The organism is Ramlibacter aquaticus, assembly GCF_015159745.1.
Lineage (GTDB): Bacteria > Pseudomonadota > Gammaproteobacteria > Burkholderiales > Burkholderiaceae_C > Ramlibacter > Ramlibacter aquaticus.
Window position 1 is genome coordinate 31,287 of record NZ_JADDOJ010000012.1, and the last position, 24,316, is coordinate 55,602.

Here is a 24,316-nt window from a genome sequence, read left to right on the forward strand (position 1 = left end):
ATGGCCTCCATCCGCTACCTCACCGGCATCACCACCACCGGGACGCCGCACCTGGGCAACTACGTGGGCGCGCTGCGCCCGGCCGTGGAAGCCAGCCGCCGCCCCGGCACCGAGAACTTCTATTTCCTCGCCGACTACCACGCGCTGATCAAGTGCGACGAGCCGGCCCGGGTGCAACGCTCCACCATGGAGATCGCGGCCTGCTGGCTGGCCACCGGCCTGGACCCCGAGCAGGTCACCTTCTACCGCCAGTCCGACATCCCCGACATCCCGGAGCTGACCTGGCTGCTGACCTGCGTCACCGGCAAGGGCCTGCTCAATCGCGCCCATGCCTACAAGGCCATGGTGGACAAGAACCACGCCGCCGGCGCCGACCCCGACACGGACGTCACCGCCGGGCTCTTCATGTACCCCGTGCTGATGGCGGCCGACATCCTGATGTTCAAGGCCCACCGCATCCCGGTGGGGCGCGACCAGGTGCAGCACATCGAGATGTGCCGCGACATCGCGGCCAGCTTCAACCACCTGTACGGCGAGCTGCTGGTGCTGCCCGAGGCGCAGGTCGACGAATCGGTGGCGCTGCTGCCGGGCACCGACGGCCGCAAGATGAGCAAGAGCTACGACAACGTGATCCCGCTCTTCGCGCCGCGCGAGCAGCTGCGCCGCCAGGTCATGGCCATCGTCACCGACTCGCGCGCGCCGGGCGAGCCCAAGCCGGTCGAGGGCTCGTCCCTGTTCCAGATCTACGAAGCCTTCGCCAGCGCCGAGGAGACCGCCGCCCTGCGCCGCGCCTATGCCGAGGGCATCGCCTGGTCCGAGGCCAAGCAGATGCTGTTCGAGCGCATCGACCGCGAGATCGCGCCCATGCGCGAACGCTACGACGCCCTGATGGCCAACCCCGCCGAGCTGGAGAAGGTGCTGCGCCGCGGCGCCGAGAAGGCCCGCGCCCTGGCGACGCCCACCATGGCGCAGCTGCGCGCGGCCGTGGGCCTGCGCAGCCTGGCCGACGCGGCCCAGGCCCAGCCCCGCGCCAAGTCCGCCAAGGCCCAGCTGCCCAGCTTCAAGCAGTACCGCGAGGCCGACGGCCTGCACTACTTCAAGCTGGTGGACAGCGACGGCCGCCTGCTGGTGCAGGGTGCCGGCCTGCCTTCGCCCCAGGAGGCCGGCCGCGCCGTCGCATCGCTCAAGGGCGGCGACCTGGCCGGCCTGGGCCACGCCTTCCACCTGGCCGACGGCGCCACCGAGGCGGACCTTCGCACCGCCCTGGCCCGCCTGACCGCCCCCTGAGCGGGCCTGCGACACCGCGCCGGTGCCCAGGATCCAGTTCAGGTTATGCTTTTTGACGTATGCCCGACACCAAGACAACACCGAAGTCCACTCTGTACGTGATCGATGACCATCCGTTGATGCGGGAGGCGGTGGTCATGCTGCTGCGGCGTCTGCGGCCGGGCTCCAACGTGGTCGAACTCGACCGCATCGGCAGCTTCGAGGCCGCGGTGCGCCAGCACGGCAACCCGGACCTGATCTGCCTGGACCTGAAGCTGCCGGACACCACCGGCAGTTCGGGCGTGCACGAACTCAAGAAGCGCTTTCCCGAGACCCCGCTGGCGGTGCTCTCGGCCTCACCCGCGGCCGACGCCGAGGAAAGCTGCATCGAGGCCGGTGCCGACATCTACATCGAGAAGTCGTCCGGCGCCCAGGAGATCGGCAACGCCCTGCGCGCCCTGCTCTCGGCCGACGGCGGCTTCGAGGAGCTCTCGCCCAGCGACAACAAGCTGTCCAAGCGCCAGAAGCAGCTCATCGTCATGCTGGACCGCGGCATGTCGAACCGCGAGATCGCCGACGAGCTGGGCATCAGCGAGCACACGGTGAAGGTTCACCTGTGGCGGCTGTTCCGCCGCCTGGGCGTGAAGAGCCGCACCCAGACCATCCACTACGCCCGCACCCACGGCATGCTGGTCAGCTGAGAGACCGCCAGCGCGGCCCGCCGGGCCGCGGCTTCGGCATCGGTGGGCTCCAACACCAGACGCACCAGGGTGCCCCGGCCTACGCGCGAGCGCAGCGTCAGCGGATGGCCCAGCACGTGCGCCAGCCGCGACACGATGTACAGGCCCAGCCCGAAGCCGTCCTCCGTGCCGCCATGGCCCGGCAGCTTGACGAATTCGCGGAACACTTCCTGTTCCTGGCCCGGCGGGATGCCGGGCCCGGTGTCCCAGACCTCCAGCACGGGCACGCCGCGGCGCAGGCGCAGGGACAGCAGCACGCCGCCGCGCGCGGTGTACTTGATCGCGTTGGACAGCAGGTTGCCGGCGATGCGCCGCAGCATCATCACGTCGCTGTGCGCGATGGCCGGCGCCGCGTGCACGCGCAGGCGCAGGCCGCGCGCGGCCGCCAGCGGCCCATGCTGCAGCTCCAGCTCGCGGGCCAGCTGCGCCAGGTCCACCGGGCCCACGCGCAGGTGGACCTGGCCGGACTCCAGCCGGGCCAGGTCGAACAGGGAATCGAACAGCGCGTTCACGGCCTTGGTGGACTCGACGATGCGCGGCGCGATCTCGCGCACCAGCTCGGGCTCGCTGCCCAGCCAGTCCGCATACAGCGACAGCGCATGCACCGGCTGGCGGATGTCGTGGGCGGCGCTGGCCAGGAAGCGGTTCTTGATGGCGACGGCATCCAGCGCCGCCTGCGTCTGCCGCGTCAGCGATTCGATCAGCTGCGCGTTGCGGTACTGCAGCTCGAAGTTGCGCCTCAGGGTGACGTGCAGCCGCCGCCCGGCCTCGCGCAGCACGGCCCAGAACAGCACCAGCAGCAGGGCGACCCAGTACTGGTAGGGCCCGTGCAGCGGACGCTCGAAGCCGATGTGCCACAGGATGTGCGCCAGCGAGCTGAGCATCAGCGTGTCCAGGAACAGCCGCAGCGTCGTCAGCTCCGCCGCCATCGTGATGGTGGCGAACATCGCCATGCCCGCCACCATCAGCCAGCAGACGAACTGGTCACCCAGCGGCGCGTCGTCGAAGAACAGCGGCATGGTCAGGCCCCAGACCAGGGCCACCGCGGGGAAGCTGATCCGCCAGCGGCGGAAGAAGGCCAGCTGCGCGGCCGCGGTCTCGTGCACCACCGTGGTGGCGAAGCGGTGCAGCACCCAGCCACGCACCGCGGCAGCCGCCGTGGCCGCTAGCACCCAGGCCACCAGCCAGCGCAGCGGTGCGTCGTCGGCCAGCACCCCGAAGAGGATGGGGATCACCGCGATGCCCATCAGCTGCGAGGTGTAGGTGGTGCGCATCAGGCTCGCCACCAGCCGGGACTCGACCCACTCCGACTCGCCGGTGGCAGCTGCTGGGGCACTCGCGACGCTCGACATGGGGCGAGTCTACGCCCCGGATGGGCTGCTGCCCGGCGTACCATGCGCGGCTTGGCCGACTCCCAACCGGAACGGCAAGGCCGTCCGCGCGCGGTGCTTGCCCCCCTCATCCTGCTGGCCCTGCTGCCCATCGCGCTGCTGCTGGGCGGGCAGCTCGTGGGCCGCCTGCGGGCCGAGCGCGCCCAGGTGGAGGCCGCGCTCGCCGCCAGCGCCGACACCGTCGCCGCGCGGGTGGCGCGCGAGCTGCAATCCTCCGTCGACGCGCTGGACGTGCTGTCGCGCTCGGAGCTCTTCCAGCAGGGCCGGGTGACGGCCCTGGGCCGGCTGCTGCACGGCCGCCCGCGGCCCGACTGGGACAGCCTGTTCCTGCTCGACGCGGGCGGCACGCCGGTGCTGGACACCGCGGCCACCCCACCCTCGCCGGCCATGCGAAGCGTCATGGACGGGCTGCGCGCGCAGGTGGTGGCCACCGGGCGCCCGGCGCTGTCGGGCGTCGGCGCGGCCGGGGCGACGCCAGCGCCCGCGGTCGCCGTGGCCCTGCCCGTGCGCAGCGGCGAGCGCATCGCCTACGTGCTGGGCGCGCGCATGGGGGCCGCCACCTTCCAGCGCCTGGCCAGCGGCTCCACCACCGGGCTGGACGACCGCGTCTGCATCACGGACGCGCAGTCGCGCGTGATCGCCGACTCCTCGGGCCTGCCCCAGGGCCTGGTGCTGTCGCATGAAGACCCGGCCCTGGCCTTCGCCTGGCACACGGTGCCGGGCTTCGGCTGGCAGGTGCGGGTGGCCCAGCCGATGGCGCCCCTGGCGCAGGCCCGCCGCGATGCGATCCTGTGGGCCCTGCTGACCCAGGGCGGCGCCCTGCTGGCGGGGGCCGTGCTGGCCTATGCCTGGGGCAGGCGGCGCGGGGTGACCGGCACCTGATCCGCGGGCAGGCGCATCGGGCGCCCGTGCCAGGCCAGCAGCAGCTGCGAGGCGTAGTAGGCGCCGGGCACCAGCACGCCCGCCAAGGGCAGCGCAGAGAGGTAGCGGTCCCAGGTGAGAAGGGCGTCGCTGGCGATGAACAGCCCGGCACCGGCCGCGAGCCCCCAGGCCGGCGCGCCGCCCCAGCGCAGCGCGCGTGCGAGCGCCGTGCCCGCCATGGCCGCGCTGGCCAGGCAGTACAGCAGCGCGATCAGCGCCAGCGAAGGCGGCAGTTGCGGCACCTGCACCGCGGCCACCCAGGCCGGCAGCACGCCGCCCACCGCCAGCCAGAGCCGGCGCCCCGGGCCCGCGGCCTCCGACCACAGCGCCAGCGCCACCAGGGCCTGGCCCGAAGCCATCAACAGCAGCGCCGTCTTGAACTGCGAGGCCAGCAGCAGGTCGCCCAGGCCGCAGGCCAGCAGGCCGCCACCCAGGGTCCAGCCGAGCTCGGACCCGGCCGCCGTCCGACGGGCCAGCAGCACGGCCACGGCGGCCAGCTCGATGGCGCCCGGCCAGTGGGCGAGCGCGGCGCTGGCCAGCGCCAGGCCGAGCGCGGCGGCCGGCAGGACAGCGGCCGGCCGAGGTGGAAAGGAGAGCGTGCTCACCTCGGCAGTCTCGGTGCCTCAGCCACGCGGCCGTGTCAGCCGGCAGCCCGTGGCGCTGTCGGGCCCGCGCCCGCGCGGCTCAGATCGAGAGCCCGGCGGTGCTGGCGAGGTAGCGCTCCATCACCGCCATCTCGGCGGCCGTGGGCGTGCCGCGGCCGGTGATGGCCGCGAACAGGTTGCCGCCGAAGCCGTCGCGCGGGTAGTAGTCGACGAAGCCCCAGCCCAGCAGCAGCTGGGTGGTGACGGAGGGGGCCAGCGTGGCCGCGGCGGTGCCGGCGACCTGGGCGTTGACGCGCAGCACCTGGGCGCCGGGCGCGCTGCTCATGGCGATGACGGCCGGCTGGCCGGGGGCCAGGGACGCGGCCGCGGTGATGGCCACGGACTGGCCGTTGGCGTCCGTCCAGCGCGCCTGCGGCTGGCCGCCGGCCAGGGCCAGCTCCGCCGCATGCGACGCCTGGGCCTGCGAGGCCTGGAACACCACGCCGCTGTTGCCGGCCGTGGGCACGCTGATCGCGGCGATGGCGAAATGCGGGTCCTGCAGGTCGTAGGGCGTGCGGTTCAGCGGGTTGGCCTGCACCCCGGGGATGGGCTCGGACTTCTTGCACCACAGGCCGAAGGTCTGCGGCGCCGAGTGGTCGCTGCTGGGCTTGCCGTTCACGCTGCGCATGACCGGGAAGGTCATGGCGCCGCCGTCGCCCATCTCCTTGTTGACCCAGTTGATCATCTCCATCGCGTTGCCGGCCGAGGAGCCGTAGCCGGAGTCGGCCACCGCGCGCAGGGGCTGGCCTTCCGCGGCGGGCACGCCCAGCAGGTAGTCGGTGTAGCCCTGCGCCAGCTCCCACTTGCTGGCGTTGTACTTCGCGAGCAGGGCCCGGGCGGCGTCGGCGAGGCTGGTGGCCGCATAGGCCACCGGGTCGGCCAGCGCATAGACCTTGCGCGGAGGCGGCACCTGGCCGCCGAGCTGGCCGTCGCTGCTGTAGCTGAGCGTGCTCACGCTGTTGGGCGGGGGCGTGAAGGTGTAGCTGTCCTGCCCGTTCGCGCCGGCGGGGATGGTGAGCGTGGTCTTGCTGAAGCTGCCGCCGTTGGAGGACGCGACCTGCAGCACCAGCGGCGCCGCCAGGTTGCCGCGCACGTAGACGGTGACGGTCACGGGGCCCGCGCTCGCATCGCCCGGGCCGTCGTCGAACACCGCCGCGCTGGCCAGGCCCACGGCCGCCTTCATGGGGCCGGCCACCGCCGGCTCCAGCGTGCGGTTCTGGTGCCAGCCGGGCACGTGGTTGATCGCGTAGTTGTGCGCCGGCCAGTGGTTGCCGCCCATCCAGCTGTAGACCTCGACCTGGTTGGCCACCGCGTAGGCCACCGCACGGCGGAACATCTCCTGCCAGCGGGGATCGTCCACCGGCATGCCGACCTCGGTGAGCGCCAGCTTCACGCCCTGCGCCTTGGCCCAGTTCACGGCCAGTTGCAGGCGGTTGACGCCGGTGTCCAGGTTGATGGGGCCCGACAGGCCCGCGCTGAAGCCCTTGGCCACCTCGGTGTCGTAGTCGAAGGCGTAGCCGCTGCACGAGGCGTCCAGGTACATGTGCACCTCGTACACCAGGTTGCTGCCGCTCAGCGGCCAGGCCGGGTTGTTGGTGGCCAGCGTCATCGCGGCCTCCCAGTCGTTGCCCGCCAGGTAGATCGCGCCGTTCGGGTCCACCGCACGGATGGCGTTGATCGCGGCCTGGGCGAAGGCGGCCCAGATCGTCGGGTCCTGGTTGCCGTAGGACGCCGTGGTGCCGCCGGCGGCCGGCAGGTCGTGCGGCTCGTTCATCAGGCCGTAGCCGCCGAAGCCGGGATGGTCCTTCCACTGCCGGGCGACGCGGGTCCAGAAGTCGGTGAAGTTGCCGACCGTCAGCGTGGCCCCCGGGGCCAGCGACAGGATGCGCTCGATCACCTGGGAGCCGTCCGTCGTGAAGGGCCGAATCAGGGGCGTGCTGGCCGCGGTCAGGCCGATGACGCTGCCGTCGGCCTGGTAGACGAAGTCCTGGTAGCGGCCGTAGTTGTGGCAGTCGATGATGCAGCGCGTGCCGGCGGCGGCATGCGCGTCCAGCACGCCGGTGATGTAGGCGGCGTAGCCTGCATGCAGCGCGCCGGGGGCGCCCAGCAGGGCCTGCACCGCGGCGTTCGCGGGGCTGTCGTTCAGCACGGGCTGCAGCAGTTCCCACTGGATGGGCAGGCGGTTCTTGTTGAAGCCCTGGCTGGCCAGGTAGGCCACATCGGCGGCGCGCGGCACGCTGAAGTTCAGGTTGGGCAGCGTGCTCATGCCGTAGCGCAGGCCAGGCTTGGCCCATTCCATGCCGGAGAGGTTGGTGCCCATGGGCAGGCCATTGAGACGCACCGGGGTGGCGCTGGTGGCACCGGCCCCGCTGCCGGCGCCGGCACCGGTGGCGCTGCTGGCCGAGGGCGGGTTGGTGGCCGCGATAGGCGCCGGGCCGGCGCCGCCGCCGCCGCCGCAGGCGGTGGTCGTCAGTGCGGCAGCCGCCATCGCGCCGGCGGCCTGGTTGAATTCACGTCTCTTCATTCGGGGTCCCGTGTGAGGCAGGCGCGGCCCGGGGGGCCGCGGGGAGCCGGTCGGCCGCGGCGCGGTCTTCCTGCGCCGCCGGCGCGCGTCCCGCGCAGGGACGGTGGCTCAGCAACAGGGGCGGATGCTAGTAGGACGTCTCCCACAGGTCTGTAGGAGAGTTCACCCCGGGTGTTGCGAAGCGAAGCGCGTACTTACAAACGGTGGGTGGAGGGGCGTGGCGAAGTTACAACCGGGACGCCGTGACGCCGCGAACGGCTGAGCCTCAGCCTCGCTGGCTCAGCGGTAAGCCATGGGTCCCGCCCTGGGCGGCGCAGCGGCGTGGCTCAAGGTCGAGGTGTGAAATCTTCACGCAGCCCAGCCGGCCCAGCCCAGCCACAAAAGTTACGCCTTGATGCAGGACCGGGGGGCCCCCGGCGGGCGCCCGCGGCAGCGGCCGCCGGCCGCAGGACGGGCAAAAAAAAGCCCGGCGCAGGGCGCCGGGCCGGGCTGGAACCCGAGTCGCGGGCGGGTCAGCCGGCGACGGAGGCCAGGGTCTGGTTGAAGGTCGCGCTGGGACGCATGATGGCGCTGACCTTGGCACGGTCGGGGTAGTAGTAGCCGCCGATGTCGGCCGGCTGGCCCTGCACCGCATTCAGCTCGGCAATGATCTGGGCCTCCTGGGCCGCCAGGGCCTGGGCCAGCGGGGCGAATTTCTTCGCCAGCCCGGCGTCCTCGGTCTGCTCGGCCAGGGCCTGGGCCCAGAACATCGTCAGGTAGAACTGGCTGCCCCGGTTGTCGAGCTGGCCGGTCTTGGGCGAGGGGCTCTTGTTGTTGTCCAGCAGCTTGCCGGTGGCCGCGTCCAGGGTCTTGGCCAGCACCTTGGCGCGCAGGTTGCCGGTCTTGATGCCCTCGTCCTCCAGGCTCACCGCCAGGGCCAGGAACTCACCCAGCGAGTCCCAGCGCAGGTGGTTCTCCTCCACCAGCTGCTGCACGTGCTTGGGCGCCGAGCCGCCGGCGCCCGTCTCGTACATGCCGCCGCCGGCCATCAGCGGGACGATGGACAGCATCTTGGCGCTGGTGCCCAGCTCCATGATGGGGAACAGGTCGGTCAGGTAGTCGCGCAGGATGTTGCCGGTGACCGAGATGGTGTCCAGGCCGCGGATCACCCGCTCCAGGGTGTAGCGCATGGCACGCACCTGGCTCATGATCTGGATGTCCAGGCCGGTGGTGTCGTGGTCCTTCAGGTAGGTGTGGACCTTCTTGATCAGCTCGTTCTCGTGCGGGCGGTAGGGGTCCAGCCAGAAGATGGCGGTCATGCCCGAGTTGCGCGCACGCGTGACGGCCAGCTTCACCCAGTCGCGGATCGCGGCGTCCTTGACCTGGCACATGCGCCAGATGTCGCCGGCTTCCACGGTCTGCGAGAGCAGCACCTCGCCGGTGGCCAGGTCGGTGATGTTGGCGACGCCGTCCTCCGGGATCTCGAAGGTCTTGTCGTGCGAGCCGTATTCCTCGGCCTGCTGCGCCATCAGGCCCACGTTGGGCACGGTGCCCATGGTCTTGGGGTCGAAGTTGCCGTGCCACTTGCAGAAGTTGATCATCTCCTGGTAGATGCGGGCGAAGGTCGACTCGGGGATCACGGCCTTCACGTCCTTCAGGCGGCCGTCGGCGCCGTACATCTTGCCGCCCTGGCGGATCATGGCCGGCATGGAGGCGTCCACGATGATGTCGTTGGGCGAGTGGAAGTTGGTGATGCCGCGGGCGGAATCGACCATGGCCAGCTCGGGGCGGTGCTCGTGGCAGGCGTGCAGGTCGCGCTTGATCTCGTCCTGCTTGGACTGCGGCAGCGTGGCGATCTTGTCGTACAGGTTGGCCATGCCGTTGTTCACGTTCACGCCCAGCTCGTCGAACAGCTTGCCGTGCTTCTCGAAGGCTTCACGGTAGAAGATCTTCACGCAGTGGCCGAACACGATGGGGTGCGAGACCTTCATCATGGTGGCCTTCACGTGCAGCGAGAACATCACGCCGGTCTTGTGCGCGTCCTCGATCTGCTGCTCGTAGAACTCGAGCAGGGCCTTCTTGCTCATGAACATCGAATCGATGATCTCGCCGTCCAGCAGGTGCACCTTGGGCTTGAGCACGATGCTCTTGCCCGAGCGGGTGACCAGCTCCATCTTGACGTCGCGCGCCTTGTCCAGCGTCATCGACTTCTCGCCATGGTAGAAGTCGCCGTGGAACATGTGCGAGACGTGGGTGCGCGAGGCCGGGCTCCACTCGCCCATGCTGTGCGGGTGCTTGCGCGCGAATTCCTTCACGGCGCGCGGCGCGCGGCGGTCGGAGTTGCCCTCGCGCAGCACGGGGTTCACCGCCGAGCCCAGCACGCGGCCGTAGCGCTGGCGGATGGCCTTCTCTTCGTCGGTCTGGGGGTTGTCCGGGAACTCGGGGACCATGAAGCCCTTGGCGCGCAGTTCGCGGATCGCCGTCACCAGCTGGTTCTGCGAGGCGCTGATGTTGGGCAGCTTGATGATGTTGGCGTCCGGCTCCAGCGTCTTCTTGCCGAGCTCGGCTAGCGTGTTGGGCACGCGCTGCGCTTCCGTCAGGAAATCGGGGAACTCACCCAGGATCCGGTGGGCCACGGAGATGTCGCACTCGACCACATCGATGCCGGCGGCGCTGGCGAAGGTGCGGACGATGGGCAGGAACGAATGCGTGGCCAGGTAGGGCGCTTCGTCGGTGAGGGTGTAGATGATCTTGGAGGGTTCGGCAGCCACGGGGAGTGTCTCGGTCGGATGAAATGTCAGGGGCGCCGGACGGGCCGGCGACGCACCATTCTAAAGTTGGAAGCCGCGCGGGCCCGGCAATCCGGCACCCGCACGGCCCTGGCGACACAGTTGCGCCGGCTTCGTCACGTTCAGCGCGCCAGGCGCGGCCAGACCGTGGTCGCGCGCAGCGCCTTGTCCATGCCGGTCATTTCGGAATTGGAGAGCCAGGCCACCATGGCACCGGTCGCGCCCGCGGCCACGGCCGGGTACACGTAGCGGGTGGACGAGGCCGGCGTGCCCGACAGCGCAAGCCCGGCCGGCACCGCCGCCGTGCTGGCGCTGCCGTCGAGCGCGACCCGGGCCGCGTAGATGCCGGTCGGGCCGCCCGGGTTGCCGGCATAGGCGCCGCGCGACCAGGCCAGCAGGTACTCGCTGCCGGTGAAGGCGAGACCCGGGTAGCCGGCGTTGGCGGTAATGCCCGTGGCCAGGGCCAGGCCCGAGGGATTGACCACGGCACCCGTCGGGTCCACGAAGCTGCCGTACAGGTCGCCGGGGCCGGGCGAGAAGCCGTAGGACTGGCCGGGGGCGTTGCGACGGTCCACCCAGGCCACCAGGCAGCGCGCCGGGTCGCAGGCCACGCGCGGCCAGAGCTGGGCCTCGGGCGCGGCGCTCACCACCAGCGGGACCATGTCCGGCAGGCCACCGGCGGGCGTCACCCGCCGGGCATGGATGTCCGTCGCGGCGGGATCGACCGAGCCCGCGCCCGCCTCCCAGGCGACCAGGAAGTTGCTGCCGTCGAAGCCGACGGCGGGCGGGTCCATGTCGGCGAAGTCGGTCGCCAGGGTGATCTCGGGGCCCACCCCGCCGCTGCCATCCACGGTGCGGCCGAACAGCGTGTGGGCGATGCCCACGCGGGTGTAGACCACCAGCCAGCCGCCGGCACCGCCGGCGAGCGCCCGCGCAAAGCCGGATCCGTCAGCCGCCAGGGGGATGCCGGGCAGCGCATCGACCAGGGCGCCGCTGGCGCTGACCCGCTGCGCGCGCAGTGGCGCGCCGTTGGAGCCGCCGCTGAGCACCAGGTAGTTCGCGCCGCCCCAGGCCACGGCCGGGCTGTCCCACAGCGAGGCCGGGTCGCCCAGCGGGACGCTGGCATGCGCCTGGCCGGCGCTGTCCAGCAGGGTCGCCCAGGGCTGCTGCAGCGTGCCCACGGCGCGGTTGCCCACGAGCAGGAAGGCCGACCCGTCCGAGGCCAGGCCGGGCGCACCAGGCTGCGTGGTGTCGGAATTGGGCGGCGCCACGTGCGACAGCACCTCGCCCAGCAGCACCGCGCCGCCCGACACGCCGTTGACCGAGAAGCCGGTGAGCTCCAGGGCCTGCGTGTCGGTCTGCCCGGCCACGCTGGTCGCCACGGTCTGGCGCAGCGCGCCCACGCCGGGCGCGCGCCATTCGCGCAGGGTCTGCGTGAAGGGCACGGCGCCGCCCGTGGACAGCCGCACCGTGCCGACGATGTCGTAGCGAAGCCGGGCCGTGCCCGAGAAGCTGCCCAGGTCGGTCACCAGGGTGTCGGTGGACTCCACCGTGCCGTTGACCTTCACGTCGGCGCGCTCGCTGACGCCGTCGCCGTCCAGGTCCACACCGATGTCCAGGCCGGCCTGGTCGAACAGCGGGCTGGCGCTGAAGCGGCCGTCAAAGCGCATGAGCTCCAGCGGCGCGATGGCCGCGCTGACCCAGTCCGCCACCACGTTGGTGCCGCGGTAGGTGTAGGCCCGGCTGTCCTTGCTGTAGTAGCTCTCGACGGGTGCGAAGACACCGGCGGGGTCGCTGTCGCTGAAGACCCAGGCCTGCGCCCCGCCCACGCTGCGGGTGCCGGTGATGGTGGACACGTCGAGCTGGGCGCTGTCGCCGCTGCCCAGGGTCCAGATCCAGCGCGCCCCGGTGGCCACCGGGTAGTAGCCCTCCGCGATGCCGGTGGCGGGCGCGGGCGCCGGGGCACCACCACCCCCGCCGCCGCAGCCCACCACCGTGGCGGCCGTCACGACGGCCCAGGCAATCGTTCTCATGGTCTCCACCCCTTCGCTGTTGTGATGCGAACGAGTATGGGCAGGCGGGGCCGTGCCCGTGCTGACGAAAGTCAAGCCTGGGCCCGGCCGGAGGGCCCAGGCGATCGTGGAATTACTTAGTTGCGCACGCAACTATCTTGACCATAATCAAGGACAGCCGGGCGGCCCCGCAGGGCCTGCCCGTTCCCACACCCGCCGGCGCCAACCGCGCCCCGCCCAGGAGACACCGCCCATGCATTCACTCACGCGCCGCAGCCTCATCCTTGCCCTGGCCGCCGCCAGCAGCTTCGCCCAGGCCCAGGGCGGCTACCCATCGCGGACCATCGAATGGGTCGTGCCCTACCCGGCCGGCGGCGGCACCGACGTGGTGGCGCGCACGCTGGGCCAGGCCGTCTCCGAGATCCTGGGCCAGCCGGTCATCATCAACAACAAGCCGGGCGCGGCCACCAACATCGGCGCCGACTACACCGCCCGCGCCAAGCCGGACGGCTACACCGTGATGTCCGCCGACACCGCCACCCTGGCCGCCAACCCCGCGCTCTACAGCCACCTGCCCTACAACGCCGAGAAGGACTTCGCGCCCGTGGGCCTGACGGTGCGCTTCCCCATGATCCTGGTGGTCAACAACAGCGTGCCGGCGAAGAACCTGCCCGAGTTCCTGGCCTGGGCGCGCAAGACCGGCAACACCACCTACGCCACGCCGGGGGCCGGCAGCCCGCACCACCTGGCCACCGAGCTCTTCAAGGACCAGGCCAAGCTCAGCCTCACGCACGTGCCCTACCGCGGCGCCGCCCCGGCGGTGCAGGACGTGGTGGCCGGCCAGGTGCCCTTCATGTTCGTGGACACGGCCAGCGGCAAGGAATTCATCGCCAGCGGCAAGCTGCGTCCCATCGGCGTCGCCAGCCCCCGCCGCGTGGTCAATTTCGAGAACATCCCGACCCTGTCCGAGCAGGGCATGAAGGGCTTCGAGGCCTACGCATGGCAGGGCGTGGTCATGCCCGCCGCGACCCCGCCCGAGGTGGTGAAGAAGTTCAGCGAGGCGCTGCAGAAGGCCATGGCCAGCACGCAGGTGCGCGCCCGCCTGCAGGTGCTGGGCCTGGAGCCCATCCCCGGCAGCCCGGCCGAGATGGCGAAGTACGCGGCGGCCGAGCGCACCAAGTGGGGCCAGGTGATCCGCGCGAACAACATCCGGGTCGACTGATGCCCGCCAGCCGCGCCCTGCCGCTGGACCGCATGCTCACCTGGCGCATGCACCTGCTGCACAAGCTGACCGACCTGGACAGCCAGCGGCTGTACCCGCAGGAGGTCGGCCTGTCGCTGGGCGACGGCCGCTGCCTGTCGGCCATCGGCTCCTTCGAGCCGCTGTCCGTGAACCGGCTGGCCGAACTGGCCAACCTGAACAAGGCCCAGGCCAGCCGCTCGGCGCAGTCGCTGGCCGACCTGGGCCTGGTCACCAAGGCCGGGTCGCCCGCCGATGGCCGCGGGGTGGAGCTGCGGCTCACGCCCGAAGGGCGCAAGGCCTGGCGCCGCACCATGGATTTCATCGAAGAACGCAATCGGCAGATCTTCGGCTGCCTGAGCCGCGACGAGCAGCGCCTGCTCGGCGAGCTGTTCGACCGCCTGATCGCCCACGCCGGCCACTGAGGAGCCCCCGCCCATGCACCAGCCCACGACCGAGCCCCGCGCCTCCATCTACTACGACTACCGCATCCACCAGCCCTGGCTGCCCACGGCGCACCCGCGCGACGCGCGCAAGCCGGTGGTGATCGTAGGCGCAGGCCCCGCCGGCCTGGTGGCCGCGCTGGGCCTGGCCGCGCACGGCGTGCCCAGCGTGGTGCTCAGCGCCGAGCTGCAGGTCTCGCAGGGCAGCCGCGCCATCGTCTTCACCCGCCGCAGCATGGAGATCCTGCACCAGGCCGGGGTGGCCCGGCGCGTGGTCGAGAACGGCCTGCCCTGGCGCTTCGGCAATTCCTTCTACCGCGGCCAGCGCGTGTTCCGCATGGAGGCGCCGCACGAGGAGGACAACCGCTTCTTCCCCATGAACAACATCCAGCAGCAGTACCTGGAGGAGTACCTGCTGGACGCCTGCGCCGCGTCCCCGCTGGTGGACCTGCGCTGGGGCAACAAGCTGGAGCGGCTGGAACAGGACGACAAGATTGCCACGCTCACCGTCGACACGCCCGCCGGCGCGTACACGCTGCAAGCCGACTGGGTGGTGGCCGCCGACGGCGGGCGTTCGGGCCTGCGCAGCCAGCTCGGCCTGCAGATGGAGGGCGCCTCCTACGAGGGCTTCTTCGTCATCGCCGACATCCGCATCGACCTGCCGCTGCCCACCGAGCGGCTGGCCTTCTTCGACCCGCCCTGGAACCCGGGCAACACCATCCTCATGCACCGCGAGCCGCAGGGCATCTGGCGCGTGGACTACCAGCTGCCGCCCGGCGAGACGCCCGAAGAGGCGCTGCGGCCCGAGTCGCTGAAGCAGCGCATCGATGCCCAGCTGGCCATGATCGGCCATGCCGGCGCCCCCTGGGAGATGGACTGGTGCTCGGTGTACTCGGCGCGCACCCTGACGCTGCCCGACTTCCGCCACGGCCGCGTGCTCTTCACCGGCGACGCGGCGCACCTGCTGCCCATCTTCGGCGTGCGCGGCGCCAACACCGCCTTCCAGGATTCGCAGTCGCTGGCCTGGCACCTGGCCTTCGTGGCCAAGGGCCTGGCGGGCGAATCCCTGCTGGCCAACTTCAGTGCCGAGCGCGTGGGCGCGGCCCGCGAGATCATCGAGGAGGCCGGCAAGAGCACGCGCTTCATGACGCCGCCCTCGCGCGGCTTCATGCTGCTGCGCAACGCGGTGCTCTCGCTCTCGCTCACGCAGGACTTCGTGCGCCCGCTCTACCACTGGCGCACCTCGCGGCCGCACGAGTACAGCGGCTCGGCGCTCAACAGCCCGGGCGACGACAACGCGCTGTTCCGCTGCGGGCCGGCCCACGGCGCGCCGCCGCAGGACGTGCGCCTGGGCCCCGACGACCACCTGCTGGACCACCTGGGCCCGGGCTTCACGCTGCTCTACGCCGCAGCGGGCGAGGCCCTGCCCGCCGCGCTGCGGGACGCCCTGGCCACGCAGCGCGCGCGCGGCGTGCCGCTGAAGGTGATCGCCGTGGGCCAGCCCGGCCCGGTGGCCGGCGCCGACGCGTGCGTGGCGGATGCGCAGGGGCGGCTGCGCGAGCGCTACGGCATGGCGACGCCCGGCGCGGCCTACCTGCTGCGCCCCGACCAGCACGTGTGCGCACGCTGGGTGACGCTGGACGCCCAGCGCCTCGCCGCCGCCTTCGTGGCCGCCCTGCCCCAGTGAACCCCAAGGAGACGACGATGCCCACCCCGACGCAGACCCTGGACATTCCCGGCCTGGAAACCGTCTACGACCTGCTGGCCAGCGCCATCGATGCCGCTGGCCCGCAGAAGTCCGAGCTGATGCTGGTCAAGCTGGCCCTGCTCAACGCCAACGCCCTGGGCGACCCCGCCCTGTTCCGCCAGCACCTGGAGGCGGCCGCGGCCGACCTCTGAACCCCCGAGGAGATCCCCATGCTCGTCCAGAAGATCCACCACGTCGCCTACCGCTGCAAGGACGCGAAGGAAACCGTCGAGTGGTACGAGAAGCACCTGGGCATGAAATTCGTGCTCGCCATCGCCGAGAACGAGGTGCCCTCCACCAAGGCGCCGGACCCGTACATGCACGTGTTCCTGGACGCGGGCAACGGCAACGTGCTCGCCTTCTTCGAGCTGCCCGGCCAGCCGCCCATGGGCCGCGACGCCAACACCCCCAAGTGGGTGCAGCACCTGGCGCTGAAGGTGGACTCCATGGACACGCTGCTCGCCACCAAGGCGAAGCTGGAGGCCGCGGGCATCGAGGTGCTGGGGCCGACCAACCACACCATCTTCAAGAGCATCTATTTCTTCGACCCCAACGGCCACCGGCTGGAACTGGCGGCCGACACCGCCACGCCGGAGATGCTGCACAAGCTCGACAGCGTCAAGCGCGAGATGCTGGAGGAATGGAGCCGCACCCGGCGCGCCCCCCAGCACGCGGCCTGGATGCACGACGGCAGCCACGCCTGAGGCCGCGTCCATGCCGAGCCTGAACGAAACCCACGACCCGTCGCTGCGCAGCTGGGTGGCCAGCGCCAACACCGGCCGCAGTGACTTCCCCCTGCAGAACCTGCCCTTCGCCGTCTTCCGCCGCGCGGGTGGCGGCGAGCCCTGGCGCGGCGGCGTGGCCATCGGCGACCAGGTGCTGGACCTGCGGGCCGCCGCGCACGTGCTGCAGCTGCCGGGTGCGGCCGGCCAGGCGCTGCAGGCCGCCGCCGGCGAGACGCTCAACGCCCTGATGGCGCTGGGCCCTGTGCACTGGTCCGCCCTGCGGCTGGCGCTCTCGCGGGCGCTGCGCGAGGGAGCCGGCGAGGCCGGGGCACTGGCGCCCTGCCTGGTGCCGCAGGCCCAGGTGCAGCACGCGCTGCCGGCCCAGGTCGGCGACTACACGGACTTCTACACCTCCATCCACCACGCGACCAACATCGGCCGCCTCTTCCGCCCCGACAACCCGCTGATGCCCAACTACCGCTGGGTGCCCATCGGCTACCACGGGCGCACCTCCAGCCTCGTGGTCTCGGGCGAGGCCATAGGCCGCCCGCGCGGCCAGCTCATGCCCCCCGGCGCCGCGCAGCCGCAGCTGGGCGCCAGCCAGCGGCTGGACATCGAGCTGGAGCTGGGCGTCTTCGTGGGCGGCGGCAATGCCCGCGGCGAGCCCATCCCGGTGGAGCTGGCCGAGCAGCACGTGTTCGGCCTGTGCCTGCTCAACGACTGGTCGGCGCGGGACATCCAGGACTGGGAGTACCAGCCGCTGGGCCCCTTCCTGTCCAAGAACTTCGCCACCACGCTGTCGCCCTGGGTGGTCACGCTGGAGGCGCTGGCGCCCTACCGCGCGCCGCTGCAGCGCGATGCCGGCGAGCCTGGGCCCCTGCCCTACCTGGACGCGCCTGCCGTGCGCAGCGAGGGCGCGCTGGACATCCAGCTGGAGGTGTTGCTGCAGACCCCGCACATGCGCGCCGCCGGCGAAGGGGGGGCGCGCATCAGCCGCACCAGCTACCGGCACGCCTACTGGACGGTGGCGCAGATGGTGGCCCACCATACGGTGAACGGCTGCAACCTGCGGCCGGGCGACCTGCTGGGCACCGGCACCCTCTCCGGGCCCACGCTGGACCAGGCGGCCGCGCTGATCGAGCTGACCTCGGGCGGCAAGAACCCGCTGGCCCTGCCCGGTGGCGAAACCCGCACCTGGCTGCAGGACGGCGACAGCGTCACCCTGCGCGGCTGGTGCGAGGCCCCCGGGGCCGCGCGCATCGGCTTCGGCACCTGCGAAGGCACGGTCACGGCCTGAAATGGCGGCGAAAATGCATGAAAGTGCGCCTTCGCCACGTCACTGCGCGCCACCTGAGCCGCAGGGCCATGCCCCGGCGCTGCCGCCCGGCTGACACCGAGGTGCTGGACCTGGAAGCCGCCCGCCTGTTCAAATCCGGAACCCGAGGAAGACACCCATGAAACACGCATTCATCTGCGACGCCGTTCGCACCCCCTTCGGCCGCTACGGCGGCGCGCTCTCGTCCGTGCGCACCGATGACCTGGGCGCCATCCCGCTGCGGGCGCTGATGCAGCGCAACGCCGGCGTCGACTGGCAGGCCGTGACCGACGTGATCTTCGGCTGCGCCAACCAGGCCGGCGAGGACAACCGCAACGTGGCCCACATGGCCAGCCTGCTGGCCGGGCTGCCCATCGACGTGCCGGGCGCCACCGTGAACCGCCTGTGCGGCTCCGGCCTGGACGCGATCGGCACCGCCGCGCGCGCGATCAAGGCCGGCGAGGCCTCGCTCATGATCGCCGGCGGCGTGGAGAGCATGAGCCGCGCGCCCTTCGTGATGCCCAAGGCCGAGACCGCCTTCAGCCGCGCGAACGCGGTGTACGACACCACCATCGGCTGGCGCTTCGTCAACAAGCTGATGAAGGAGAAGTACGGCGTGGATTCCATGCCCGAGACCGCCGAAAACGTCGCGACCGACTACAAGATCGAGCGCGAAGCCCAGGACCGCATGGCCCTGGCCTCGCAGATGAAGGCGGTGGCGGCCCAGAAGGCCGGCTTCTTCGACGCCGAGATCGTGCCCGTCACCATTCCGCAGAAGAAGGGCGAGGCGGTCGTCGTCGGCAAGGATGAGCACCCGCGCGAGACCAGCCTGGAAGCGCTCGCCAAGCTCAAGGGCGTGGTGCGGCCGGACGGCACGGTGACCGCCGGCAACGCCAGCGGCGTGAACGACGGCGCCTGCGCGCTGCTGCTGGCCGACGAAGCCAGCGCCGCGAAGCACGGCCTCACCCCGCGCGCCCGCGTCGTCGGCATGGCCACCGCCGGCGTGCCGCCGCGCGTGATGGGCATAGGCCCGGCGCCGGCCACGCAGAAGGTGCTGGCCCTGACCGGCCTCACCCTGGACCAGATCGACGTGATCGAGCTGAACGAGGCCTTCGCGGCCCAGGGCCTGGCCGTGCTGCGCATGCTGGGCCTGGCCGACGACGACGTCCGCGTGAACCCCAACGGCGGCGCGATCGCCCTGGGCCACCCGCTGGGCGCCTCGGGCGCGCGGCTGGCCACCACCGCGGTGAACCAGCTGCACAGGACTGGCGGCCGCTACGCGCTGTGCACCATGTGCATCGGCGTGGGCCAGGGCATCGCCGTCATCCTCGAGCGGGTCTGAGGCCGGCCGCGGGCCGCCCGGGGGCGGCCCGCCTCTTCTCTCCCGCCGGCGTGCCGCCCGCATCGCGCAGGCGCGCATCGACAAGTTCGCGCAAGAGCGCCAGCGTGGCCGGCGGCGTGCGGCGCGCCAGGGTCACCAGGCCGAAGCGCGCGGTGGCGTCCAGCGTGGGCGCCATGCGCAACGCCACCAGCTGCGGCGCCACGGCCTTCACCGCCAGCAGCACCGCATCGCTGCGCTCCACGGCGCGCACCAGGCTGGCGATCTCCTCGCAGCGCAGGGTGACGCAGGTGCCGGGATGCGCCTGCGGGCCGTAGCGCTGCACCAGGCGACGGGCCACTTCGTCCGACAGCGGCGTGCTGGCGATGGGATAGGCCCGCACCGCCTCGAAGCCGACCGCACGGGCGCCGGCCAGGGGGTGGCCGGGCCGCACCAGGAAGCCGGCAGCCAATTCGCTCACCCCCTCGACCTGCAGGTCGGGCGCGGGCACCAGGGAGCGCACGTCCACCACCAGCGCGTCCAGGGCGCGCGCCCGCAGCCGCTCGACCAGCTGCGCGGTGCCGCCGCGCGCCACCTCCAGCTGCCAGCCGGCGTGGCGGGTCGCCACCTGCTCCAGCAGCGCGTCCATGAGCAGTGCCCCGGGCCCCGAGCCCAGGCCGACGCGCAGGGCGCCGCTGCGGCCCTCGGCCAGGGCGCGGCAGCGCAGCGACAGGTCATCGGCGTCGGCCACCATCTGCCGCGCATGGGCCAGCACCTCGTGGCCCAGTGGCGTGAACTCCAGGCGCCGTCCCACCCGGTCCAGCAGGGGCTGGCCGAGCTCGTCCTCCAGGCTCTTGATGCTGCGCGAGAGCGCGGGCTGGGTGAGGTGCACCGCCACCGCGGCCGCCGCCAGGGTGCGGTGTTCGGCCAGGGCGATGAGGTGGCGTAGCTGGACCAGGGTCATCAGGGTTCACCCGCGTGTATGAGTTCAAGTCATCATAATCCTGAAAACAATGCATTGGACGCACAGGTGTAGCGGCAATAAATTGCATGCATTCCAGCCGCTGAAGGGGCGACGAGATGCAAGCCGATGCCGACACCCGCGATGACCTGCTGCAGGCCCTGAAGGCCCAGGCCGCGCCCTTCGTGGCCCTGCGCCGCGACCTGCACCGCCATCCCGAACTCGCCTTCGCGGAGCACCGCACCGCGGACGTGGTCGCCCGCCAACTCGCCGCCTGGGGCTACGAGGTCGCCACCGGCCTCGGCGGCACCGGCGTGGTGGGCACGCTGCGCCGCGGGACGGGAACGCGGCGCCTGGGCCTGCGCGCCGACATGGACGCGCTGCCGATCGACGAGGCGAGCGGCGCCGCCTGGAGCAGCACCCATGCCGGCGTGATGCACGCCTGCGGCCACGACGGCCACACCGCCATGCTGCTGGCCGCTGCCGAGCACCTGGCCCTGCGGGGCCGCATCGACGGCACCCTGCACCTGATCTTCCAGCCCGCCGAAGAGGGCGGCGGCGGGGCCGTGCGCATGATGGAGGACGGCCTGTTCGATCGCTTCCCCTGCGACGCCGTGTTTGCGATGCACAACATGCCCGGCCATCCGCAGGGCCACCTGGTGCTGCGCGAGGGGCCGATGATGGCCTCCTCCGACTACGTGACGATCACCGTCGAGGGCACGGGCGGGCACGGCGCGATGCCGCACCGCGCGGCCGACCCCGTCGTCGCGGCCTGCGCGATCGTGATGGCGCTGCAGACCGTGGTCTCACGCAACGTGGATCCGCAGCAGGCGGCCGTCGTCACCGTGGGTGCCTTCAACGCCGGCCGCGCCAACAACGTGATCCCGGCCAGCGCGAAGCTGGAACTGTCGGTGCGCGCCCTGGACCGCGAGGTACGCGCCCTGCTGGAGCAGCGCATCAAGGCCCTGGCGGCCGCCCAGGCCGAGAGCTTCGGCGTGCGGGCGCAGGTCGACTGGCGCCGAGGCTACAGCGTGCTGGTGAACACGCGGGCCGAGACCGATTTCGCGCGCGGCGTCGCGCTGGAACTGCTGGGCCCGGAGCGCGTGACCCTGCAGGGCCCGGCCCTGACCGGCAGCGAGGACTTTGCGTTCATGCTGGAACGCGTGCCGGGCAGCTACCTGCTGATCGGCAATGGGGACGGCAGCGACGGCCATGCCGCCGGTGCCTGCATGGTGCACAACCCCGGCTACGACTTCAACGACGACAACGTCGCGGTCGGGGGTGCCTACTGGGTGCTGCTGGCAGAACGCTTCCTGTCCGCGGGCCACCCGAACGAACGATGACCGGAGACAAGCCCATGACTGCAAACACCCTGGCGAGCCCTGCGCACGCCCCCGAAGCCCGCCGTGGCGCCGCCGCGGCCCGGCCCGCCAGCGGCGCCGCGCGCGTGCCCGCACGCGTGGTCGCGGCCACCGTGGCCGGCAATGCGCTGGAGTTCTACGACTTCGTCACCTACGCCTTCTTCGCCGTCTACATCGGCAGGACCTTTTTTCCGGCCTCCACGCCCATGGGCAGCCTGCTGCTTTCGGTCGCGGTGTTCGGAGTCGGCTTCTTTGCCCGGCCGGTGGGCGGCGTGCTCATAGGCGCCTTCGCCGACCGGGCCGGCCGGCGCCCCGCCCTGCTGCTCACCATCGCGCTCATCACCATCGGCACGCTGGGCCTGGCGCTCACGCCCTCCTACGAATCCATCGGCCTCGCGGCGCCCCTGATCGTGGTCGCCTGCCGGCTCGTCCAGGGGCTGGCCCTGGGCGGCGAGGTGGGGCCCTCCACCGCCTTCCTCATCGAGGCCGCACCGCAGGGCCGGCGCGGGTTCTACGCCAGCTGGCAGCTCGCCAGCCAGGGCGCGGCCAGCCTGGTCGCCGGCCTGGTGGGCCTGGCCCTCACGCTGTCGCTCACGCCGGCCGAGATGCAGGCCTGGGGCTGGCGCGTGCCCTTCGCCGTCGGCCTGCTGCTGGTGCCCGTGGCCATGGTCCTGCGCAACAGCATGCCGGAGACCCTGCACGAAGCGCCGCGCGTCGCCGCCAACAGCGGCATCGTCGGCCTCAAGCGCCGCCGCGGCGTGATCGGCCTGGCGGTGCTGCTGGTCATCGGCGGCACCGTGTCGACCTACCTCGGCACCTACATGACCACCTTCGCCATCACGGCGCTGAAGTTGTCGCCCGCGCTGGCCATGGGCGCGACCGTCGCCGTGGGCCTGTCCACGCTGGTGTTCTCGGTGCTGGGCGGCTGGATGGCGGACCGCTGGGGCCGCCGCGGCACCATGCTGTGGCCGCGCGTCGCCGCCGCCGTGCTGACGGTGCCGGCCTTCATGCTGCTGGTGGCGCAGCCCGGTGCCACCACGCTGATCGCGGTCTCGGCCTTCCTGGCCGCGCTCACGGCCATCAGCGGCACGGCGTCCATCGTCGCGATCCCGGAACTGCTGCCGCGCGGCATACGCGCCACCGGCATGTCCATCGCCTATGCGATCGGCGTCTCCATCTTCGGTGGCAGCACCCAGTTCGTGGTGACCTGGCTCATGGGCGCGACGGGCAACCCCGCCTCGCCGGCCTGGTACGTGGCCGCCGCCAGCGTGGTGACCGCGATCGCCATGCTGGCCGTGCCCGAGACCCGCGACCAGGCGCTGGAGGACTGAGCGCCCGCCCCACGATTTTCTCGATCAGCAGGAGAGTGCCGGGCCGCGTGCCCGGCCCCCGAAGGCGCAAACTCCCATGAACGCTCAGGGCCCGTACTGCACATCACCATCGCCGTCTGGAGAGACGTCACGCCCGGCGTGACGCACCGAAGGAGCAAGGCCGCCGCAGACACGGCGTGCTGAATCTCTCAGGTACCAAGGACAGGGGGAGCGGCAACCGCGTGCGCATGTGAACGCACGCGGCAAACACCTTCCCTGGAGTCTTCCCATGAAAGTGGTGGTCCTCGGCGCCGGCCTGCTCGGCGTCACTTCTGCGTATTACCTTCGCCAGCTCGGCCACGACGTGACCGTGGTCGACCGGCAGGCCAGCCCGGCGGCGGAAACCAGCTTCGCCAACGGCGGCCAGATCTCGGTCAGCCATGCCGAGCCCTGGGCCAACCCCAGCGCGCCGCTCAAGGTGCTCCGGTGGCTGGGCCGGGAGGATGCGCCCCTGCTGTTCCGCATGCGCGCAGACATGCGCCAGTGGCTCTGGGGCCTGGCCTTCCTGCGCGAGTGCACGCCGGCCCGCACCCGCCACAACATCGAGCAGATCGTGCGCCTGGGCACCTACAGCCGCAGCATGCTGCAGGAGCTGCGTGCCGCGCGCGGCCTGCAGTACGACCAGCGCGCCCAGGGCATCCTGCACTTCTATACCAGCCAGAAGGAGTTCGACAGCGCCGAGGCGCCGGCCGCGCAGATGCGCGCCCTGGGCTGCGAGCGGCAGGTCATCTCGGCCGACGAAGCAGTGCGGCTGGAGCCCGCGCTCGCGCACATCCGGCCGCAGCTGGCCGGCGCCACCTGGACTGCCGCCGACGAATCCGGCGATGCGCAGATGTTCGTGCGCGAGCTGGCACAGCGCTGCCGCGAGGACGGCGTGCAGTTCCTCATGAGCCACACCGTCACCGCGCTGCGCGAGCAGGGCGGGCGGCTGGAGCACGTGGAAGCCACCGACGCGGACGGCCGCTTCCTGCGCCTGCGCGGCGACGCCTTCGTCATGGCCATGGGCAGCTTCTCGCCCATGCTGGTGCAGCCGCTGGGCATCCGCCTGCCCATCTACCCGGCCAAGGGCTACTCGGTCACGATGCCGGTCAAGGACGCTGCGCGGGCGCACCAGGTGTCGCTGACGGACGACGAGTACAAGCTGGTGTTCTCGCGCCTGGGCGACCGGCTGCGCATCGCCGGCACGGCCGAGCTGAACGGCTGGGACCGCGACCTGAACCACGTGCGCTGCGAGGCCATCGTGCGGCGCGTGGAGCAGCTCTTCCCTGGCGCCGGCGACAGCACGCGCTCGCAGTTCTGGACCGGCCTGCGCCCGGCCACGCCCAGCAACCTGCCGCTGATCGGCGCCACGCGCGTCGCCAACCTGTTCCTCAACACCGGCCATGGCACCCTGGGCTGGACCCATGCCTGCGGTTCCGGCAAGAGCATCGCGCGCATCGTGAGCGGCCTCGCGCCGGAGGTGGACTTCGCCTTCCAGGGCGCCCAGCCGCGGTCGCGCGGCGTGCTGCTGCCGCAAGGTTGAGCGGCGGGCCCGCACAGCAGCGCAGGCCCGCAGGGGCGCGCGGCGGGG

The 24,316-nt window shown here is 71.9% G+C and carries 19 protein-coding genes and 1 riboswitch; of the genes, 13 read left to right on the forward strand and 6 right to left on the reverse strand.

All coding sequences use genetic code 11. From position 1 onward, the window contains the following. Positions 1-1,287, forward strand: a complete 1,287-nt coding sequence (locus tag IM725_RS04755) for a tryptophan--tRNA ligase (protein ID WP_193779428.1) — start codon at positions 1-3, stop codon at positions 1,285-1,287. A gap of 59 nt (positions 1,288-1,346) precedes the next feature. After that, positions 1,347-1,967: a response regulator transcription factor gene (locus IM725_RS04760; protein WP_193779429.1), complete on the forward strand. Its 621-nt coding sequence runs from the start codon at positions 1,347-1,349 to the stop codon at positions 1,965-1,967. On the opposite strand, the gene IM725_RS04765 is transcribed toward IM725_RS04760, so the two are convergent. Continuing rightward, positions 1,934-3,358: a sensor histidine kinase gene (locus tag IM725_RS04765; RefSeq protein WP_193779430.1), complete on the reverse strand. Its 1,425-nt coding sequence runs from the start codon at positions 3,356-3,358 to the stop codon at positions 1,934-1,936. The genes IM725_RS04760 and IM725_RS04765 overlap by 34 nt on opposite strands. A 51-nt stretch (positions 3,359-3,409) precedes the next feature. Between IM725_RS04765 and IM725_RS04770 the strand changes: the two genes are divergently transcribed. Next, positions 3,410-4,279 carry a cache domain-containing protein gene (locus IM725_RS04770; RefSeq protein ID WP_193779431.1) on the forward strand — a complete coding sequence of 290 codons (870 nt, stop codon included), beginning with the start codon at positions 3,410-3,412 and terminating at the stop codon, positions 4,277-4,279. Here the strand turns inward: IM725_RS04770 and IM725_RS04775 are convergent. The 4 genes from IM725_RS04775 to IM725_RS04790 all read right to left on the reverse strand — a co-directional run bounded on the left by IM725_RS04775 (position 4,240) and on the right by IM725_RS04790 (position 12,287). Continuing rightward, positions 4,240-4,923, reverse strand: a complete 684-nt coding sequence (locus IM725_RS04775) for a lysoplasmalogenase family protein (RefSeq protein ID WP_193779432.1) — start codon at positions 4,921-4,923, stop codon at positions 4,240-4,242. The genes IM725_RS04770 and IM725_RS04775 overlap by 40 nt on opposite strands. A 79-nt stretch (positions 4,924-5,002) precedes the next feature. Continuing rightward, positions 5,003-7,486 carry a glycoside hydrolase family 5 protein gene (locus IM725_RS04780; protein ID WP_193779433.1) on the reverse strand — a complete coding sequence of 828 codons (2,484 nt, stop codon included), beginning with the start codon at positions 7,484-7,486 and terminating at the stop codon, positions 5,003-5,005. A 512-nt stretch (positions 7,487-7,998) separates the two neighbouring features. Then, on the reverse strand, positions 7,999-10,236 hold the full coding sequence (locus IM725_RS04785; RefSeq protein WP_193779434.1) for an NADP-dependent isocitrate dehydrogenase: 2,238 nt from the start codon (positions 10,234-10,236) through the stop codon (positions 7,999-8,001). Positions 10,237-10,376: 140 nt separating this feature from the next. Further along, positions 10,377-12,287 carry a hypothetical protein gene (locus IM725_RS04790; protein ID WP_193779435.1) on the reverse strand — a complete coding sequence of 637 codons (1,911 nt, stop codon included), beginning with the start codon at positions 12,285-12,287 and terminating at the stop codon, positions 10,377-10,379. Between the two features lie 232 nt (positions 12,288-12,519). Between IM725_RS04790 and IM725_RS04795 the strand changes: the two genes are divergently transcribed. The 7 genes from IM725_RS04795 to pcaF all read left to right on the forward strand — a co-directional run bounded on the left by IM725_RS04795 (position 12,520) and on the right by pcaF (position 19,078). Next, on the forward strand, positions 12,520-13,488 hold the full coding sequence (locus IM725_RS04795) for a Bug family tripartite tricarboxylate transporter substrate binding protein (protein WP_193779436.1): 969 nt from the start codon (positions 12,520-12,522) through the stop codon (positions 13,486-13,488). Continuing rightward, on the forward strand, positions 13,488-13,931 hold the full coding sequence (locus IM725_RS04800; RefSeq protein WP_193779437.1) for a MarR family winged helix-turn-helix transcriptional regulator: 444 nt from the start codon (positions 13,488-13,490) through the stop codon (positions 13,929-13,931). Before IM725_RS04795 ends, IM725_RS04800 begins: the two co-directional genes overlap by 1 nt. Positions 13,932-13,944: 13 nt before the next feature. After that, entirely contained in the window at positions 13,945-15,636 is a 1,692-nt protein-coding gene (locus IM725_RS04805; RefSeq protein WP_193779438.1) for an FAD-dependent monooxygenase, read from the forward strand. A 17-nt stretch (positions 15,637-15,653) separates the two neighbouring features. Next, entirely contained in the window at positions 15,654-15,848 is a 195-nt protein-coding gene (locus tag IM725_RS04810; RefSeq protein ID WP_193779439.1) for a DUF2783 domain-containing protein, read from the forward strand. Positions 15,849-15,866: 18 nt separating this feature from the next. Continuing rightward, entirely contained in the window at positions 15,867-16,400 is a 534-nt protein-coding gene (locus IM725_RS04815; RefSeq protein WP_193779440.1) for a VOC family protein, read from the forward strand. A 10-nt stretch (positions 16,401-16,410) separates the two neighbouring features. Further along, entirely contained in the window at positions 16,411-17,718 is a 1,308-nt protein-coding gene (gene fahA, locus IM725_RS04820; RefSeq protein WP_193779441.1) for a fumarylacetoacetase, read from the forward strand. 157 nt (positions 17,719-17,875) lie between these two features. Then, positions 17,876-19,078, forward strand: coding sequence for a 3-oxoadipyl-CoA thiolase (gene pcaF / locus IM725_RS04825; RefSeq protein ID WP_193779442.1), 1,203 nt, complete (start codon positions 17,876-17,878; stop codon positions 19,076-19,078). On the opposite strand, the gene IM725_RS04830 is transcribed toward pcaF, so the two are convergent. Beyond that, positions 19,059-20,018 (reverse strand): LysR family transcriptional regulator, encoded by a 960-nt coding sequence (locus IM725_RS04830; protein WP_193779443.1) that lies wholly within the window; start codon positions 20,016-20,018, stop codon positions 19,059-19,061. The genes pcaF and IM725_RS04830 overlap by 20 nt on opposite strands. 116 nt (positions 20,019-20,134) lie before the next feature. Here IM725_RS04830 and IM725_RS04835 point away from each other — a divergent pair, with 116 nt between their 5' ends. From IM725_RS04835 to IM725_RS04845, 3 genes are all read left to right on the forward strand, one after another. Beyond that, entirely contained in the window at positions 20,135-21,358 is a 1,224-nt protein-coding gene (locus tag IM725_RS04835) for a M20 aminoacylase family protein (RefSeq protein ID WP_193779444.1), read from the forward strand. A gap of 14 nt (positions 21,359-21,372) precedes the next feature. Further along, the gene (locus IM725_RS04840; RefSeq protein ID WP_193779445.1) at positions 21,373-22,707 is read left to right on the forward strand and encodes an MFS transporter; all 1,335 of its coding nucleotides are present in this window, start codon (positions 21,373-21,375) and stop codon (positions 22,705-22,707) included. A gap of 106 nt (positions 22,708-22,813) precedes the next feature. Continuing rightward, positions 22,814-22,922: riboswitch (glycine riboswitch) on the forward strand. Between the two features lie 53 nt (positions 22,923-22,975). Next, positions 22,976-24,268: a D-amino acid dehydrogenase gene (locus IM725_RS04845; protein ID WP_193779446.1), complete on the forward strand. Its 1,293-nt coding sequence runs from the start codon at positions 22,976-22,978 to the stop codon at positions 24,266-24,268. Positions 24,269-24,316 lie beyond the last annotated feature (48 nt).